The organism is Enterovibrio qingdaonensis, assembly GCF_028683135.1.
Classification (GTDB): Bacteria; Pseudomonadota; Gammaproteobacteria; order Enterobacterales; family Vibrionaceae; genus Enterovibrio; species Enterovibrio qingdaonensis.
Genome location: NZ_JAJUBB010000002.1, coordinates 57,755 through 74,789, shown reverse-complemented (window position 1 = coordinate 74,789; position 17,035 = coordinate 57,755). Strand labels below are relative to the sequence as shown.

Below are 17,035 nucleotides of genomic sequence, written 5' to 3'. Positions count from 1 at the left end.
TTTCCATTGACGGAAGTGAAGTGTTCAATTGGCGCACAAATTCACTCTTTCCCACTTGGAAAGAGATCACTGACGGGAATTCCTCAATAAAATTAGGGGTTTTGCGGTGATAATGGTGGACCAAGGAGTCCATGAATGTCTGATAAGTTTCCTCTTCGTCCCGTCCTACTTGCCTGTTTGATTGTCAGTATTGGTCAACTAAGCGTGGGGTTGTTGTTCCCTGCGTTGCCTTCAATTGCTCAGCACTTTTCGTTAAACGCAGAACAAGTACAACGTCTCATTTCGTATTATCTTTTGGGTTTTGGCCCCTCGCAGCTTTTGTATGGGCCGCTTTCAGATGCCATCGGGCGAAAACCTGTGCTTCTTATCGGGATTGCCATTTCCATTGTCGGCTTAACCTTGACCGTCATGGGGAGCGACCATTTTTCCTTGCTCCTTTGGGGACGCTTTTTGCAAGGATTAGGCGCAGGGTGTTGTGCAGTATTAGCTCGCGCATCGCTTCGAGATAGTTACTCATACCAACACCTCGCTCAAGCGATGACATGGTTGGGCATTGTGGCGTCGTTTTGTCCGATCGCAGCTCCCGTGATCGGGGGTTTCGTCAACCATCATTTTGGCTGGCTCTCGGTCTTTATCGTGATGCTCAGCTACATCGCGCTGGTTTGGCTGACCCTCATTGTTTGCTTTACCGAAACCATTAACACCAAAAGCCATGTTCCTCCCATTAAACACGTTTTACGTGATTACAAAAAGTTAATCACCTCCAGTTATTTCATCAGTTTTTCTGGCATCGGCTGGGTCAACTACAGCATGGTGGTGGTTGCGATTTCACTCATTCCCTTCGTGATGCAAGTACAAATAGGTATGACGAGTGATGCCTATGCCATGTGGGCGTTAATTCCTGCCTTTGGGCTGTTATTGGGTGGGGGTATCTGCAACAAACTTCGACCACGATTGGGCTCGGAAAACATGCTAAAAATAGCCCCTTGCTTACAAGCACTCGCAGGGCTTTGGCTTATCATTGCGCCATTAACACCTGCTTCCGTTATTGCAGGACAATTTTTAATGGTCGTGGCAAATGGTATTGCATTTCCCTGTGCACAGTCGCAACTGCTACTTCCATTTGGCAGAAAGGCAGGCACCGCAGCTGCTTTGGGTGGAGCCTTGCAAATGGTTAGTGCTTCTCTGCTCAGCATGACGTTGATGATGCTAGGAATGAGCAAAGCGTGGCACCTCGGTGTCCTACTCATATGTGTCGGTGCCATCGGCACCTGCTTAGTAAGAGCCGGGTTCTCTGAAAAAAATCGTCTTGATGATGAGGGGAATTTTAAAGAGGCACTGTAAAGTGCCTTCTTTTCCGTGCCACTTTTAAACAGATGAGAATACAAAATTCACACGCACCACATATCCTGACTATAGGTCATTCGTTCGTTTTAAACGATTTATGCTTTCCAACTAATTTTCCGAGCAAATTACTCGCATAGATAACCTCTGCACCTGTCCAACTAACAATACAAACTGTCCACCTCGCCTCTTTATACTCAAAATCCTTAAAAGGAAAAATAGCAATGCTCCTTCACTGCTTAAATGTATACGCAGTGTTGAAGTAATAAATGGCTAGGTATCAAGGATAAAGGTATGTCGCAAAAGGAAGATCAGAAAAACACATCTAATAGCCCTAACACTGCCGCTCTGACATCAGAGAGTATTCAGCCAGAACGCGCTCTAAATAGCGCTAGTGAGATTCTTGGTACTGATGTAAGGGATGTATTGCGGGGTGATGAAAACAACAACACGATCTATGGGTTTGGCGGCAGCGACCTGCTTTACGGCGAAGGGGGTGACGATACGATTTATGGCGGCGACCATGATGACAGAATCGAAGGTGGTGATGGTAATGACGTCATCCACGGAGAAGGTGGTATCAATTCGCTCTTTGGTGGAAACGGCGAAGACACGTTATTTGGCGGAGACCGTGAAGACAGCCTGTTTGGCGAAGAAGGAAATGACGAACTTTATGGGGGTCAAGGTCACGATAGACTCTGGGGGGGAAATGGCAGTGATAAACTGTTTGGCGGCGGCCACAACGATCAACTCTACGGGGAAGACGGGAGTGACGAGCTCGCCGGTGGAGATGGAGACGACGAGCTAGACGGCGGAAAAGGTAGCGACACGCTCTGGGGCAATGAAGGTGATGATGAGTTAACCGCAGGCTTGGGTAATGACTACCTTGACGGCGGTGACGGGAATGACGAACTCGATGGTGGAGAAGGTAACGACATACTTTTAGGTCAATCTGGTGACGATTTACTCATAGGCGGCGAAGGAAAAGATACCCTAGACGGCGGCTTGGATAATGACTCTCTAGATGGTGGCGCGGGGGACGACACACTCCTCGGAAAAGAGGGTGATGACACACTTTATGGCAAAGACGGAAACGATACCCTCCTTGGCGGCGACGGCGACGATACCTTAGTTGGAGGAAGAGGCGTTGATCTTGCTGTCGGTGGTGCTGGCAACGATACCATTTCCTTCAGCGAAACAACCATTGGTGGCGGTGGCAATGATCATATCCGCACTAATGGCTGGTCATCAGATACCGCGTCGGGCGGACGAGGCAATGACTGGCTAGAAAGCTTTGGCAGCGACACCATTGGAGGTGGCAGTGGAAACGATGTTCTGGTTAGTCTCGGAGACGACGATACGTTACAAGGTGGCTTAGATGATGACATCCTGCAGGTCGAGGGTCGCTTAGGCCAAAACACAAGGCTCTTTGGCGGTGCTGGGAACGACATATTAGGCGGCAATGAGAACAACCAATTGCTAATCGGCGGACAAGGTGCGGATACATTCCTTTTTGGCAATGCCATTTTTGATGTTAACGATGAAAACAGTGTAAATACTCCCTCTATCGGCCACGACCGCATTGTCGATTTTGAAAGCGGCACTGACAAAATCTGCATTGATCCTCGGCTGGCAGCAAGCTTTGAAGACCTGCTTATTGAGCAAGTCGGTATTACCACCAAGATCACACTGGCCGATGGCGACACGATTACGCTCAATAACACCCAAGCTGCATCATTAACGGCCGAAAACTTTACATTCTCTTACGCCAGTGCATTCAGTGATAGTCTTGGCGACCTCGAACAAACCGCGGGGTCTACCTATCTCTATGCGGAAAATGGTCAAATAAATCAATATACTTCAGGACTGAATCTAATCGGTGATGATAAAGCCAACAGACTTTCTGGACGCAGCGATAGCAGTCAGTATCTTGATGGCGGAGCTGGAAATGACTTCCTTTTAGCGTATGGAATATCCGACACGCTCGTTGGTGGCGAAGGACACGATACATTTTTTCTGCTGGATGCTTTCATCGGACAACGAGCCCAGTTCACTCGTCAAGTAACCCTCCAAGACTACGACCCAGCACAAGATAACCTCGACATCTATTTGCGCACGAGTGACTTTCGTCATTTCGATGCTGCAAACCCGACGTTTGAAATGACGCAGGTTGGCGAAGATGTTCTCGTAGAATTTAATGATTCGCTTCATGTTCTATTTAAAAACCGAGATCTGGCTACGTTTAGTGTCGAAGATTTCAATTTCACTGTTTACGGAGATGACAACGGCAGCACCTTAATAGGCGGCAATGGCGAAGACCGCTTAGTCGGAGGCCATCAGTCAGACTCGCTCTTCGGCATGGGCGGTAATGATATTCTACTAGGGGGCTCCAGTGGTGCAGACACGCTATATGGTGGCACTGGAGACGATGAGCTATACGGTCGCGTAGGCCCTGATGCACTTTATGGCGGCGCAGACAATGACAAGCTCTTTGGTGATGGTGGTCTTGATACACTGGATGGCGGCGCAGGTAGCGACACCATGACGGGTGGTACAGGAATAGACACGTTTCTCTTTACTATCGCGACACTTGAACCAAGCGTGTTGGACGAAGACATCATTACCGACTTCGATGTAGGCACCGATAAAATCGCCATCGATTATATTAACTTCGCCCAGTTAAATTTCGACGATTTTCTTATCCAACAGCAAGATGATGATACCGTGATCACGGCTCGTATCGCTCAAAACGAGGACGATACATTCGAACACCTATTCAATGTTCGCCTTCTCGATACAGATTCAAGCACCATCAGTGTTGATGACTTTGATTTCTTCCACTCGAGCTTCTAGCTTACACACAAGCAGCACTTCGGTGCTGCTATTTCTCTCCCCTTGGAACAAATCAAAAAATGCATGTGAGCTTCAAAACATATTCGCTTGAAACACTTTGCTACGGCTTCATTTAGCTGACTCTTCCTGCTAATAATGACCGCAATACTGGTCAGTAAGAAACTGACATGTTTGAGCCCATTTTGGAAGATGATGACATTCGAATCGGCGTTTCCGCCCCTTCAATGATCGGGGAGGATATTGACCTGTTTATCCCGTTTGATGCCCTTTCTGCATCTAGCATTTCAGAGAAAAAGCTCGATTTATTGTTTTTATGTGGCGTGACACCTGAACAGGCGAAACCAGTAATCAACGCTACCGATCTTGGCAATTGCGTTATCGCTTATGTAGAAAGCACAACCCACAATATCGATGCCATTTGGCATGCGGTACGGAGCATCAAAGGCAAACTCGACAGCAAAGAGATGCCAAACAACATTGATGTCACTGACATTCGAACGCTACTGAACAATTCCCACCACCTCTTTGCATTCGACAACAAAGCCGCACTCGTGGATTTTGTGTGGGGTAATCAAATTGGCGACGCCACAGGTGTGATATATCTGGCGCACGGCGATATCGACCTTGAAGATTACGGAAAAGTGAATAAGGAAATATCCGATGTACTTCCGCCCTATGCCGTCTTTACTTCAAGCATATTTTTTGCAGGCAACGATGCGTGTTCGGCTCTGGTCGGTGTAAAAAATTCGGTTCTCGACTAGGCATCAAGAACCTTCGGTTTTCGATATTTCGAGCAGCAGCAGGCTTATGCTTTCATCCTTTTTCATCTACATAAAGATATATTGACGGTAAAGGGCATCTAACGTTTGCCGCAAGGTTTCAACTGCTGCTTTATCACCGTCACCACACGCGCGTAATAACTCTCTTTCAGAAGCAGTAATACGTTGGCAAAGTTCTTCAAGAGTCGCACACATGGTAGGGTCGTTTGGAGACTCTCCAGTTGCCACAATCGGGTCTATCGTTCTGCGCGAACTTTGCGGTTTGACTTGATGCTCCACGTTGTAAGCGATTTGCTTCTCTCGGCGGCGATTAGACTCGTCCATTGCGCGTTGCATCGCGGGCGTCACTTTGTCTGCATAAAGAATGGCTTTCCCCTTTGCATTCCTCGCTGCACGTCCAATAATTTGTATCAAGGCTTCGGAAGAACGAAGAAAGCCCGCATGATCGGCATCAAGTATGGCAACCAAAGATGCTTCCGGTATGTCTAACCCTTCCCGCAGCAGATTAATGCCGACCAGTACATCTAACTCTCCTCGCCTGAGTTGACGAATGATCTCTATGCGGTCATCGGTTTTTACATCACTGTGGATATATTGGCTGCGAGTGCCTTCGCGCTGCAAATGTAAGTGCAATGCCTCTGCACTTTGCTTAGAGATTGTTGTAATGAGTACACGTTCGTCGCTTGCAATGCGCTCTCGAATATTACGCAATAAGTTTGATTGGGTGTCCGCTAACGGCACTATCTCTATTTCCGGATCGAGCAATCCTGTTGGACGTATGACTTGTTCAACCACTTCACCGCCTGACCGGCGCACCTCATATTCGCCGGGCGTCGCTGAAACAAAAATGGTTTGGGGTTTGATTTTTTCAAACTCAGCAAAGCTCAGCGGTCGGTTAGATTTGGCGGAAGGAAGACGAAAGCCGTAATCAATCAAGGTGTCTTTTCGGCTTTGGTCGCCTTTATACATGGCATGAATTTGCGGCACCATCACATGGGATTCATCAATGAACAACAAGCCCCCTTTTGGTAAGTAATCCAAAAGAGTGGTTGGCGGTAGTGAGGCATCGCGATCAACGAGATAAGACGCGTAATTTTCGACACCACTGCAGTAACCCCGCAGTCGTAACATCTCCAAATCGCGCATGGTCCGCTCATAAAGCCTCGCCGCTTCAGTTACTTGGTGGTTGCGACTCAACTCGCCCGTTCTTACTTCTAACTCCGCTTCAATGGCTTTGCACGCGCGCTCAATTTGATTTGGCGAGGTCGAATACAAGGTCTTGGGAGAAAACCGATAATGGTCGAGATCCGCTATCCATTCTCCCGTCGCATTGTCCAGCATCTGCAACTGCGTAATCGTCTTCGAATTGTCGAGTTGAATGTGAATAGCTGCCGACTCAGAATCGGCGGGGAAAATATCTACGTGATGTGCGTCAATCCGATAACTCCCTCGCCAAAGCGATTCCCGCGCAGGCTCATAGTGTAACTTGGCCAAACGCGCTTCCAATTCCGGCATCACGAGCTTTTCACCGGGCTGAAGTGGGATTTGAAGCGCTCGGTATGCATCTGGCGAGCCCAAACCGTACACCGAGGACACCGACGCCACGACAATGACATCTTTGCGCTCAATCAGTGCTTTGGTGGTTGACAGCCTAAGCCGCTCTAGGTGTTCGTTAATGGCAGAGTCTTTTCTGATAAAACGGTCGCTTCCGGGAATGTAGACTTCCGGCTGATAGTAGTCGTAATACGAGACAAAATATTCCACCGCGTTCTGTGGGAAAAATGCGCGCATTTCATGATACAACTGCGCCGCCAACGTTTTGTTGTGGGCCAAAATGAGCGTCGGACGTTTCAAGCGATGAATGATATTGGCCATGGTGAAGGTTTTGCCAGAGCCCGTTACGCCTTTTAATGTTTGGTGGGTTTTTCCCGCCTGAACGCCCGCAATTAACTTGGCAATCGCTTCGGGTTGGTCTCCCGCTGGCGCATTTTTGGCGTGCAGTAAAAACGTTTCCTTCACCATGCTTACCTCTACTCGACTATCAGTTTTTCCAAGTAAAGGGGGCAGGAAACAGAGTGTCAAACCGACAAGCGTGTAATATTTGCGAATACCACACCTGTTTTGGTATCTCCTCTACACCGTACATTGCGACAGCATGCGCGGTGATTTCTTCAAGAAAAATTCGTCAACGGTGAGCGTGTTTTAGGTATTGCGAGTAGCGGCGCATTACTCGACCAATATTGCTTCAAGTGGTGTGTAAACGCCTTCACTAATCCATTATTGATTTGCGAACGGTGGTAAACCAGCCATAGATTCCATGTGGGGAGCGGAGCATCCACGTTGATTACCTCAAGAAAGGGATCATTTTCGACAACGAATTCGGGCAATAACCCGATGCCCGTGCCGCTTCGAATGAGTGCCGCCGCACTCATATAGCTGTCGACGCTTATCGATGTCTGGCATTGCAATCTTTTCTGTCCCAACCAACGTTCGGCTGGCAGGTGAGCAAAACTGTCATTAAGACAAATCCAATTGGTATTTGCGTCGTTTTCCAAACCGACTCGCTTTGCAACCTGAAACTGGAAGTGGCTGAGCTTTACGCCGACTAACGATTCATCAGGCGAATTCGTTGCACGAATGGCGAGATCTGTACTGGCGAGGCGAAGATCTGCATTCATGGCACTGACTTTTATATCAAACTGCACATCGGGGTGTGAGGCCGACAAATCCCCCACGATTTCGGAGACACTCGCCAGAGAGATATCGCAGCAACTCAGTGACAACGCGCCAGCAAGATCCTCCTTCTTCTGTTTTATCCAAAACAGAATGTCATTCGCGCGGTCATCCATTTCTTTCACGAATGCGCCCAACTGCTGGCCATCTTTCGTAAAAATGATCCCATTGGGTCGGCGTCTTATCAAAGGGACACCGACGATGTCTTCCAACCGAGAGATACGCCGACAAACCGTCGAGTGACTGATACTCAGGCGTCTCGATGCACCGGACAATGACCCTTCGTTCACTACAGCATGATAGATTTTCAGGTCATTCCACAGTGGGTCTGCATTTTTGCAATTGCGCATTGCACCAACCTCCATGTTCGAAGGCGTATTTTCAACCTAGAGTGTGTAAACCTCAATCGTCCATTGGAAGGAGCTTTGGATATGAAACTGTATGATCTAGAACTGTCAGGCAACTGCTACAAAGTGCGTTTGTTTTGCGCATTGAACCAAATCCCATTAGAAGTTTACGCTGTTGATTACCTCGCAGGTGAGCATAAATCGGGTGCTTACCTAGCGTTAAATCCGTTAGGTGAAATCCCGCTTCTTGCCGATGGTGATTTTCTCATTCGAGACTCCCAAGCCATATTAATTTACCTTGCACAAAAGCATCAGCTTACCGAATGGTGGCCTCAAGAGGCAAAAAGCCAAGCCCTTGTCGCTCAATGGCTTTCGTTCGCGGCAAACAATATCGCAAGAGGCCCAAACGATGCACGTCTGCATGACTTGTTTGGAATTTCGTTAGATGTCGCATCCGCACGCCAAAATGCACTGAGCTGTACCAACATTCTTGATAATCATTTGGCCACGCATCGGTGGCTCGTTGGCGATACCCCAACACTCGCTGATATCGCTTGCTATCCCTATATGGCGTTGATGCACCAAGGCGGCGTACAAGCCAATTCATTCCATCACCTCACACGTTGGATGAATGACATCAAACATATGGAAGGTTTCATTACTATGCCAGGCATTGAATGATGAACTGTCAGCTTCGTATTCAAGGCATTGAGCACGTTGGCATTCGAACCCGAAACAGAGAAGCATCTATCAATTTTTATGATGCGCTTGGGTTTAGCAATCTGCTCATGCTTCCTGAGCACAATGCCTGCGAAATGGAAAATGATGCTGGTGTGAGGGTGAATCTGATCTTCAGTGGCAACGGCCAGTATCATGACGCACACAATGTGTTACTTGATGCCAAAACCAAGTACGCGGGAATCACCCATGTCGCGTTCGTTATCAATTCCATGAGCGCATTTTTGCAGTTTTGCCAAACGCAAGGCATCTGCATTACTGAAGGGCCGGTGAAAATAGGTGAACGGCGTGTTGCCTGTTTTATCCGAGATCCTGACGGCACGGTGCTGGAGTTTAATGAATTATCATAGAAGCCCAATGTCGCCCAGATTGTTACTACAACCATTCGCGTGTTTGCACCATATGCTGTTAAACGAGAATAAAACCCCAAAAGAGGCATTTTCAGCCTCTTTTTATCCAGAAAGCGTCCTTTTCAAATAACGCCTTTTAAGCCACTAAATTATTTTTCTGGCATGAGCATATTAACGACACGCTATAAGCCCGCTAAAACGCCGATTTACCCCCTTAAAACAGCCAAAAACAGCACTCGTAAAATACTGTTTTTAAACATGTTTATTTTGACGATTTTCTCTTGGTGTAGTGATAGTCTTGCGGCGAAGTCATTAAGGAATTGCTATGGACACGCATCAACACACTTACTCTACCCAAAACTTTTCGCACCAAGATTTGAGCGGGCTTACCTTTACCGACTGCACTTTTATCCGATGTGATTTTCGGCGAGCAAAATTACGTGAAACGTCTTTCATCAACTGCAAGTTTACTGAGCAAGGCGATATTGAAGGCTGCCATTTTGGTGCAGCCGATCTTCGTGACGCCAGTTTCAAACAGTGTCACCTCGCGATGGCTAACTTTACGTATGCAAACTGCTACGGCATTGAATTTCGTGAATGCGATTTGAAAGGTGCCGATTTTCTTCGTGCGAGTTTTGCCAATCAAGTCAGCAACCGAATGTACTTTTGCTCGGCATACATCACCGCCTGCAACCTCTCATACGCTAACTTTGAAAGTGCGTGTTTGGAAAAGTGCGAACTGTTTGAAAATCGCTGGATAGGCGCAAACCTCCAAGGAGCCTCATTAAAAGAATCCGACCTCAGCCGTGGTGTTTTTTCCGCCGATGCGTGGGGGCAATTCAGTTTTCAAGGCGCGAACTTGTGTCATGCAGAGTTGGAAGGACTAAACCCAAGACGGGTAGATATGTCGGGCGTGAAAATTGCGGCATGGCAACAAGAACAAATTCTGGAAACGTTAGGCATTGTGGTGTTCCCAGACTAAGCCACTCATAAACCGTGACATTGCGGCATAACTTCTCGCTATGCCGCAATTTGTACTTACGCAGACTCAACCCGCAACATCACTGAAAACCAAACTTGCCGTTTTCATTTTTCCACTCACTACGCGGTGGAATGGTTTCTATGGTGTCCCAATGCTCTACAATTTTTCCGTTGTCAACACGGAATAAGTCATAGAATGCCACGTGCTCGTTAAGGAATGTGCCTTCGCTGATCGCGAGAACAAAGTTACCCTCACCGATGATTTTGTGGTTTGCGGAGTAAGACATTGGCATACCCTGCTCAGCCAATGCATTTAACGCATCCCCCAAACCACTCAAGCCATCCGCGACCATTGGGTTGTGTTGCAAATACGCTGTGTCATCATTGTCGATAAAGTCGTTAATGCGCGCCATGTTACCTTCCATCAAAATGGTTTTCACAAAGTCAGCGACTACCGCTTTATTTGCCTCTGTCTTATCTAGATCGCGGATTTCCGTTGTGCCATCAAGTTGTGTCCGACCGCTTGGATTGGGCGGTGCAATCTCTTGTAGGTTGTCCCAATGCTCGACAATCAACCCATCCTCAAACCGGAATACATCAAAGCCAACCTTGGGGCCGAAGAAATCATACTCTGTGTGCAAAACCACGTAGTTATCATCCTCAAACGCACGCTTCACATCAGCTTGTGCACTTCCCTCCGGCAGTGCTTTCATTACCTCTCCGAACCCTTCTAACCCATCACCAACCGCTAAGTTATGTTGGATATATTTATCAGGGTTGATGTATGCAATAGGCGTATGGTCACCCGTTTCGATGCTGCTGATCAGAGCGACAGCTTTCTCCTTGTTTGAAATGGCTTCTTCGGCGGTCATCGCGTTGCAAGCGGCAACGCCCATCACACCCGCAACCGCGGCAGAGCGAAAGAGTTTGTTCGTTATCGTTTTCATTGTCTCGTCCTTTTTTACGTTGGGCTTGGAGGCAATGTTAGGGATCCAAAGGGGCGTTGAGCAGAGTGGAAATAGGCAGAAAAATGGTAAATATCGAACCATATGAAACTGGCATACCGAAAAGCACTTAAACTTTAATCAGTTAAGGTAGTGCTTTCTGAACTCACTGGGCGTCATGCCCGTTTCCTTTTTGAAATACTTCACAAAGTTACTTGGGTCATCAAAATTGAAGTCGTAGGCCAGTTGTTGGGAGGTAACTTTGTTGATCACTAGCCGACGTTTTATCTCAATAATCGTGAATGCATCAATCATCTGTTTGGCCGTGAGTGATGTTGACACTTTACAAATTTGATTCAACGTTTTGTATGTTATCGCGGCCTGATCGGCATACCAATTCGCGTCACGAATCTGTTCATAATTTTGCTGAAGAAGCACCATAAAACGATACAAGGTTCGGCTTTGCGATGGGGAAAGATTTTCAACCTCACCGACTGTTTTCAAACGTCGGTGGAGTAAACTCAATGCAGAAAAGAGATACATGACAATAAGCGGGTCACCCTCTTCGCAATAAAGTTCAGAGGCTATTTCAGCCAACAATGCGGTCGTACGCGCACGGTTGGTTTCATCCAAATACAATACGGGAGAATAGTGGCTATTCAGGTGTATTGGCGTGTAACTCGGTAAACGCATATTGGCATGCACATTATCAAGATAGGTTTGGGTAAAAAGAAGGAGCTTTCCTTCAGGTTTGCTGGACAAGTCAAATGCGGTGACTTGCTCTTGCTGAACACTCACCACTGTACCGGGTCCATAGGCGTATTCTTGAAAATCCACCATATGCTTGCCCGTCCCTTTCTCAAATAACACCAGCATAAAAAACGACAACCGATGTGGTGCACAAGGATCGTGGTCTTTTATGTCTCTGCCGTAGAGTGAAGACAACTCAATCACTTCAACACCAGATGAAGAAGTACTACCTAACCTAAAGTCGATAAGCGGTATAGCCATTAACGTCTCTGGATGTGAGTAACCAATGTAACTATTTTAGTCCACCCAAGACTCAAAAATTTTCTCCACATTCAGATAACTACCCGTTTTCTTCGTGCTATTCCCACCGCTCCCTTTTAGAAGTAAGAGAAAAGCCCATCGATTCTATTAACTGCACACAATGAAGCCACTAAAGGCAATCAAAACAAACATCACCAAACCTCTCTAATTTTCTCAATATCTGCCGCGTTTCAACGCGCGACAAATCTGTTTTACCAATATTGACAAACCACTCATCTAAAATGTAATGTTATAACATCACAATCAATTAAATTAAGTTTACGATGAAAGGATCTCATCCCCCCATAGTTGAGGCTGTTGCTCTTGAGGCAAAGAGCTCTGCTGGCTGGCGAGCACTATCCAATGCGACTTTTACCGTTAATCATGGGGAGTGCGTTGCTATCATCGGCCCTAATGGGTGTGGCAAGTCGAGCCTGTTGAAAGTTCTAACCGGTGAATACCATCTCGAACATGGCCGGTTGTTAATTGACGGGAAACCAACAGATTCCTTAGACCGCCAACAAATGGCGAAAAAAATTGCTGTGGTTACCCAGCACGAACAAGTAGATCCGCGATTGAGTGTGCGTGAATATGTCGCCCTAGGCAGGGTTCCACATACTTTTTGCTGCTCCCCTGAAGAGCACGAACGTGCAATTCAACAAGCACTTGTCGACATAAGGCTCACCGACAAAGCTAAACGATACTTCGGCTCGCTATCTGGGGGGGAAAAACAAAGAGCCAGCATTGCTCGCGCTTTTGCTCAAGAGCCAACACTGCTCTTACTCGATGAGCCTACTAATCACCTCGACCCTCTTGCACGACTGGAAATTCTTGCGCTGGTTAAGCAAAAGCGCATCGCGTCCATTGCTGTTTTGCATGACCTGCCGCTTGTCACGCCTTTTGCAGACAAAATTATCTTAATGTCTGAACAGACCATCGTGATCAGCAGTTCCCCTAACGTCGTGATGCAAAATAGATTTATCACGCCCGTATTTGGCTTAAGAGTGATTCCACTCAGCCACCCTCTAATCGAAAACACGATTCATCATTTTGAAGCCGAGTCGTCCCACCACACTTTGTCATCCATAGGAGCCTTACAATGAAATGGTTTTCAACAATGGCGATATTCCTTCTTTTTCCTTTTACAGCGGTTAACGCAAAAACAACGGAGTATCCTGTCACCGTAGAAAGCTGTGGCAACCCTCTCACTATCCAGCAGCGGCCAAATGCAGCTGTGTTTCATGATATCAATATGAATGAAATGGCATTCGCACTTGGTCTTGAAGCCGATATGGTAGGTGTGTCTGGAATTACCGGCTGGTATAAAATGTCACCCGCGCTCAAACAGTCACTGGGTGATATTCCTGAACTCGCACCGAAGTATCCAACACTGGAAACCCTGATTGCGTCTAAAGCGGATTTTTTCTTTGCTGGGTGGAACTACGGCATGAAAGTAGGCGGAGAAGTCACCCCTCAGAGCCTAAAGCCTTACGGCATCACTACCTTAGTACTTACAGAAAGCTGTATTCATACAGACAAACAAAGTCAGTCGGCAAGTATGGATTTACTCTACGATGACATAGAAAAGCTCGGTGTGATCTTTGATAAGCAAGATAAAGCAAAGGCGTTAATCAAAGAATGGAAAGCCCGCGTTCATGCAGTCACCGAAAGAAAGCAAACCTCTACTCAACCCCCTCCCAAGGTATTTTTGTTTGATTCAGGGGAAGACAAACCTTTCACGGCAGGAAAGTACGCAATGCCAAACGCCATGATAAAAGCGGCGGGCGGGCATAATGTCACGGATACGATGGAAACCAGTTGGGCAAGAACCTCTTGGGAGAGTGTCGCCAGCGCGAACCCGGATATCATCATTTTGCTGGACTACCAAACAGCTACTGGCGCAGACTCACTAAAGCGATTTTTGGAACAGCACCCACTCATGCAGCACACTAACGCCGTTACGTCACAACGCTACGTCAAGCTGCGGTATGAACAATTGACACCAGGACCAGCCAATATTGACGCGATTGAAACGCTATCAAACGCCTTCTTTCCCGATAATTAGCGTACATATGGCTATCAATGACCGTAAATAATTACCGAGTGGCCTGGTCTGTAGGCTTATTAGTCTTACTGATCGCGTTTTTGGCGAGCTTACAATTTGGTTCTGTTCCCCTCACGATACGCGATGTATTAACAGGCCTTCAGTCCCTGTATGACGAAGAGATGAGCATAACAAGCCGAATTCTGGTCGATGTTAGATTGCCGCGAGCTTTGCTCGCGCTAATAGCGGGGGCTGGCCTCGCATTAGTCGGTGCGCTTCTTCAAACGGCTACTCGAAATGACCTGGCAGATCCCTTTTTGTTCGGTTTGTCATCAGGAGCGTCAGCAGGCGCTGTTCTCGTGATCACTAAGCTGGGTGATACGATCGGAATTTGGTCTCTCCCGCTTGCCGCATTTACAGGCGGAATAATCTCAGCAGGCGCAGTGCTTATGTTGTTTTCAATGCAACGTAAGCAAGGAGATAACAACCTTGTACTGTGCGGACTGGCGATATCATTTCTTTTTGGTGCTTTAACCAGTTTTCTTATTTATTCAGGGGATCAGAGAGCCGCCAGCTCAATCTTATTTTGGACCATGGGGGGATTGGGATTAGCACGGTGGGACAATCTGATTTTTGCTAGCTTGGGGCTGCTATGTGTAATCGCACTAATCCTGTTACGTTACCGAGAGCTAGATACCTTACTGGTGAGTGAGCAAACTACGCACTCTCTGGGTATCAATGTGCACAAATTGCAGCGAGAGATCTTCCTGAGTTGCGCATTTTGCACTGCCTCTATTGTAGCACTCACAGGCGTTGTTGGGTTTATCGGGCTTATGGTCCCTCACCTTGTGCGGCCATTTTCAGGTATGACCCACAAACGCTTGCTGCCTTTAGTGGCACTCTGGGGTGCCGTTCTACTCACCTTGGGTGATTTAACAAGCCGCACGATCTTGGCACCACAAGAGTTACCTGTCGGAATTGTCACGGCAGCACTTGGCGGTATTTTTGTACTTTACCTCGTTAGAAAGCCCCTGCCAGTTTGAGCTGAAGTAAACTCCGTAACAACAGTTAACAAGATAAATCTCTTTCATACCTACCCACGATGTAGGTGACATACCCCACTTTAAATACGCCCGCAAAAATGATTGTTCCGATATGTGCAATCGCTTGTTCAATAATCGTGAAATGTTCTGCGTAGGGAAAACTGATCAGGATTGTCGCCGTCATCACAGCCGAAGAGAGGATCATTGCAGCCCCACCGATACCGCTAATTTGCTTAAAATTCATAACCACCCCTTAACGTGTATCTCACATGCATGTTAAGGGGTGTTGTGTGGCACGTCAAATCCACATCGGTATTTTCTTAATCGAAATCCTGGCATATCCTTGATTCAAGGACATGCCTCTTCCTAAGTTATTGACCGACAATCAATTTAAAGTTGGAAAGTAAATCGACAGACTGCTTACCTGCCGAATACGTCTTCCTCTATTGGCATTTTGCGGTAGCAATAGCACAACATTCATCAATATTGGACAATAGGCACGCCATGACCTCACCATCCAATTTGTTTTTAAAAACCATTTCTTTCATTAGGATCAAAGCGTTTTCAGAACTCAATGCTGAGCGATAAGGTCGATTTTGCATCAATGCCTGAAAAACGTCTGCAACTGCAATGATTCTAGAAGGAAGCTCAATGGCTTCTGCTATTTTCCTGTTTGGATAGCCCGAGCCATCTAAACGCTCGTGGTGATCAGCTGCCCATCGGCAAATTTTTGAATCTGGGAATACTTTGTTAAGTGCCAATTCTGTGTCTGTTGTATGGCGCTTTATATGGACAAACTCCTCACTGGTTAGCGGCCCCTTTTTATTCAAAATTTCATCTGGCGTTTTAAGCTTACCAATATCATGTACCAACCCAGCAACGTAAATCATTGCTTGCTCTCGTTCAGACAAGTCCATTTTTTCACCCAAGAACAGGGAAAGATCTGCCACTTTTTGCGAATGTTGGTAAGTAAAAGGGCTTTTGGCATCAACAATCTTGGCCAGAAACATAGCTACTTCAGTCATCTCATCTAACGTGAGTAGCTGGTCATAGTTTGGGTCATTATCAAACGACAACGCTAATGATTCGATATGGTCAGTTTCCATTGAAAACCAAAATCCCTCTTTAAGGATCAGGCCGCACATGGCTTCAACCATCACATCATTAAACAGAAAACCTGCTTGAGTTCGAATATTCTCTGCAATGTAGGACTGGTGTAACGTGACCAAATTTTCGTGACAATTTCCAATATATTTGGCTCTTAAATAGTCGACCCTATCAGAGAGGAATAACAAGGCAGCGACATCTTTCTCATCATCGGTGATGCTCTCATGTACCAAATGCTCCCACGGCGTATGGTGGTAACGAATAACATTCGCGAAGCTGGCTAACACTCCACATTGATATAAGGCCTCATAACCGCGTTCACAATGCGCTTCAGCACCCTGAGGAACCATCTCTTTGAGTAAAAGAAGGTGCTCTTGGCTCTGGGACACGCCACAGTCATGAATTAAGCCTGCAAAAAAACAAAATTGAACTTTCTTTTCCGGCCACCCCAGTCGTTCTGCACATTTATATGCCGTGTAAGCAACACGATGACCATGATACAAATCATCGATACCGACATAGTCGAGAGCTTTGGCAAAAAGAAGCATTGCATGCCTTAAATCTATCTGAAACCCCGTATCTTCATGTGTTTTCAATAGTGCCGTCATTTGTTGTTCCCGTCCCTTGCATGCAAAAATTAAAAATCAAATACCCACATACAAACTAATGACTTAATATTAGCACCCGCTATTAATAACAACATTGTTATTAATAGGTTACGC

At 46.6% G+C, this 17,035-nt stretch carries 15 protein-coding genes; 9 read left to right on the top strand and 6 right to left on the bottom strand.

Going from position 1 to position 17,035, the window contains the following annotated elements:
• The first annotated feature begins 135 nt into the window (after nucleotides 1-135).
• The 3 genes from LRP49_RS03285 (at nucleotide 136) to LRP49_RS03275 (ending at nucleotide 4,958) form a co-directional block, all read left to right on the top strand.
• On the top strand, nucleotides 136-1,344 hold the full coding sequence (locus LRP49_RS03285; RefSeq protein ID WP_274140186.1) for a multidrug effflux MFS transporter: 1,209 nt from the start codon (nucleotides 136-138) through the stop codon (nucleotides 1,342-1,344).
• A gap of 294 nt (nucleotides 1,345-1,638) precedes the next feature.
• The gene (locus tag LRP49_RS03280) at nucleotides 1,639-4,197 is read left to right on the top strand and encodes a calcium-binding protein (RefSeq protein ID WP_274140185.1); all 2,559 of its coding nucleotides are present in this window, start codon (nucleotides 1,639-1,641) and stop codon (nucleotides 4,195-4,197) included.
• A 167-nt stretch (nucleotides 4,198-4,364) separates the two neighbouring features.
• The gene (locus LRP49_RS03275) at nucleotides 4,365-4,958 is read left to right on the top strand and encodes a hypothetical protein (protein ID WP_274140183.1); all 594 of its coding nucleotides are present in this window, start codon (nucleotides 4,365-4,367) and stop codon (nucleotides 4,956-4,958) included.
• A 66-nt stretch (nucleotides 4,959-5,024) separates the two neighbouring features.
• On the opposite strand, the gene uvrB is transcribed toward LRP49_RS03275, so the two are convergent.
• Together uvrB and LRP49_RS03265 are read right to left on the bottom strand one after the other, a co-directional pair.
• Nucleotides 5,025-6,998 (bottom strand): excinuclease ABC subunit UvrB, encoded by a 1,974-nt coding sequence (uvrB, locus tag LRP49_RS03270; protein WP_274140182.1) that lies wholly within the window; start codon nucleotides 6,996-6,998, stop codon nucleotides 5,025-5,027.
• A 149-nt stretch (nucleotides 6,999-7,147) separates the two neighbouring features.
• Complete coding sequence (locus LRP49_RS03265; protein ID WP_274140181.1) at nucleotides 7,148-8,059, bottom strand: LysR family transcriptional regulator; 912 nt, start codon at nucleotides 8,057-8,059, stop codon at nucleotides 7,148-7,150.
• An 81-nt stretch (nucleotides 8,060-8,140) separates the two neighbouring features.
• Between LRP49_RS03265 and LRP49_RS03260 the strand changes: the two genes are divergently transcribed.
• The 3 genes from LRP49_RS03260 (at nucleotide 8,141) to LRP49_RS03250 (ending at nucleotide 10,126) form a co-directional block, all read left to right on the top strand.
• The gene (locus LRP49_RS03260) at nucleotides 8,141-8,737 is read left to right on the top strand and encodes a glutathione S-transferase family protein (protein ID WP_274140180.1); all 597 of its coding nucleotides are present in this window, start codon (nucleotides 8,141-8,143) and stop codon (nucleotides 8,735-8,737) included.
• Entirely contained in the window at nucleotides 8,734-9,144 is a 411-nt protein-coding gene (locus LRP49_RS03255; RefSeq protein ID WP_274140178.1) for a VOC family protein, read from the top strand. Before LRP49_RS03260 ends, LRP49_RS03255 begins: the two co-directional genes overlap by 4 nt.
• Nucleotides 9,145-9,469: 325 nt before the next feature.
• Nucleotides 9,470-10,126 carry a Qnr family pentapeptide repeat protein gene (locus LRP49_RS03250; protein WP_274140177.1) on the top strand — a complete coding sequence of 219 codons (657 nt, stop codon included), beginning with the start codon at nucleotides 9,470-9,472 and terminating at the stop codon, nucleotides 10,124-10,126.
• 79 nt (nucleotides 10,127-10,205) lie between these two features.
• Here the strand turns inward: LRP49_RS03250 and LRP49_RS03245 are convergent, their stop codons facing one another.
• Together LRP49_RS03245 and LRP49_RS03240 are read right to left on the bottom strand one after the other, a co-directional pair.
• Complete coding sequence (locus LRP49_RS03245; protein ID WP_274140175.1) at nucleotides 10,206-11,072, bottom strand: nuclear transport factor 2 family protein; 867 nt, start codon at nucleotides 11,070-11,072, stop codon at nucleotides 10,206-10,208.
• 138 nt (nucleotides 11,073-11,210) lie between these two features.
• Nucleotides 11,211-12,080, bottom strand: a complete 870-nt coding sequence (locus LRP49_RS03240; RefSeq protein WP_274140174.1) for a helix-turn-helix domain-containing protein — start codon at nucleotides 12,078-12,080, stop codon at nucleotides 11,211-11,213.
• Nucleotides 12,081-12,403: 323 nt separating this feature from the next.
• Between LRP49_RS03240 and LRP49_RS03235 the strand changes: the two genes are divergently transcribed.
• From LRP49_RS03235 to LRP49_RS03225, 3 genes are read left to right on the top strand one after another with little or no spacing between them, the layout of a single operon-like run.
• The gene (locus tag LRP49_RS03235) at nucleotides 12,404-13,222 is read left to right on the top strand and encodes an ABC transporter ATP-binding protein (RefSeq protein WP_274140173.1); all 819 of its coding nucleotides are present in this window, start codon (nucleotides 12,404-12,406) and stop codon (nucleotides 13,220-13,222) included.
• Nucleotides 13,219-14,184, top strand: a complete 966-nt coding sequence (locus tag LRP49_RS03230) for an ABC transporter substrate-binding protein (RefSeq protein WP_274140172.1) — start codon at nucleotides 13,219-13,221, stop codon at nucleotides 14,182-14,184. The genes LRP49_RS03235 and LRP49_RS03230 overlap by 4 nt, the downstream gene beginning before the upstream one ends.
• 17 nt (nucleotides 14,185-14,201) lie before the next feature.
• Entirely contained in the window at nucleotides 14,202-15,206 is a 1,005-nt protein-coding gene (locus LRP49_RS03225) for a FecCD family ABC transporter permease (protein ID WP_274140171.1), read from the top strand.
• Nucleotides 15,207-15,231: 25 nt separating this feature from the next.
• Here LRP49_RS03225 and LRP49_RS03220 read toward each other — a convergent pair whose 3' ends face one another.
• Nucleotides 15,232-15,450, bottom strand: coding sequence for a hypothetical protein (locus tag LRP49_RS03220; protein ID WP_274140169.1), 219 nt, complete (start codon nucleotides 15,448-15,450; stop codon nucleotides 15,232-15,234).
• A 199-nt stretch (nucleotides 15,451-15,649) separates the two neighbouring features.
• Nucleotides 15,650-16,921: an HD-GYP domain-containing protein gene (locus LRP49_RS03215; RefSeq protein ID WP_274140168.1), complete on the bottom strand. Its 1,272-nt coding sequence runs from the start codon at nucleotides 16,919-16,921 to the stop codon at nucleotides 15,650-15,652.
• Nucleotides 16,922-17,035 lie beyond the last annotated feature (114 nt).

What these genes read in the sequence shown, in the direction of transcription:
- LRP49_RS03285 (WP_274140186.1), top strand. Translation starts at nt 136, where the DNA reads ATGTCTGATAAGTTTCCTCTTCGTCCCGTCCTACTTGCCTGTTTGATT.
- LRP49_RS03280 (WP_274140185.1), top strand. Translation starts at nt 1,639, where the DNA reads ATGTCGCAAAAGGAAGATCAGAAAAACACATCTAATAGCCCTAACACT.
- LRP49_RS03275 (WP_274140183.1), top strand. Translation starts at nt 4,365, where the DNA reads ATGTTTGAGCCCATTTTGGAAGATGATGACATTCGAATCGGCGTTTCC.
- uvrB (WP_274140182.1), bottom strand. Translation starts at nt 6,998, where the DNA reads ATGGTGAAGGAAACGTTTTTACTGCACGCCAAAAATGCGCCAGCGGGA.
- LRP49_RS03265 (WP_274140181.1), bottom strand. Translation starts at nt 8,059, where the DNA reads ATGCGCAATTGCAAAAATGCAGACCCACTGTGGAATGACCTGAAAATC.
- LRP49_RS03260 (WP_274140180.1), top strand. Translation starts at nt 8,141, where the DNA reads ATGAAACTGTATGATCTAGAACTGTCAGGCAACTGCTACAAAGTGCGT.
- LRP49_RS03255 (WP_274140178.1), top strand. Translation starts at nt 8,734, where the DNA reads ATGATGAACTGTCAGCTTCGTATTCAAGGCATTGAGCACGTTGGCATT.
- LRP49_RS03250 (WP_274140177.1), top strand. Translation starts at nt 9,470, where the DNA reads ATGGACACGCATCAACACACTTACTCTACCCAAAACTTTTCGCACCAA.
- LRP49_RS03245 (WP_274140175.1), bottom strand. Translation starts at nt 11,072, where the DNA reads ATGAAAACGATAACGAACAAACTCTTTCGCTCTGCCGCGGTTGCGGGT.
- LRP49_RS03240 (WP_274140174.1), bottom strand. Translation starts at nt 12,080, where the DNA reads ATGGCTATACCGCTTATCGACTTTAGGTTAGGTAGTACTTCTTCATCT.
- LRP49_RS03235 (WP_274140173.1), top strand. Translation starts at nt 12,404, where the DNA reads ATGAAAGGATCTCATCCCCCCATAGTTGAGGCTGTTGCTCTTGAGGCA.
- LRP49_RS03230 (WP_274140172.1), top strand. Translation starts at nt 13,219, where the DNA reads ATGAAATGGTTTTCAACAATGGCGATATTCCTTCTTTTTCCTTTTACA.
- LRP49_RS03225 (WP_274140171.1), top strand. Translation starts at nt 14,202, where the DNA reads ATGACCGTAAATAATTACCGAGTGGCCTGGTCTGTAGGCTTATTAGTC.
- LRP49_RS03220 (WP_274140169.1), bottom strand. Translation starts at nt 15,450, where the DNA reads ATGAATTTTAAGCAAATTAGCGGTATCGGTGGGGCTGCAATGATCCTC.
- LRP49_RS03215 (WP_274140168.1), bottom strand. Translation starts at nt 16,921, where the DNA reads ATGACGGCACTATTGAAAACACATGAAGATACGGGGTTTCAGATAGAT.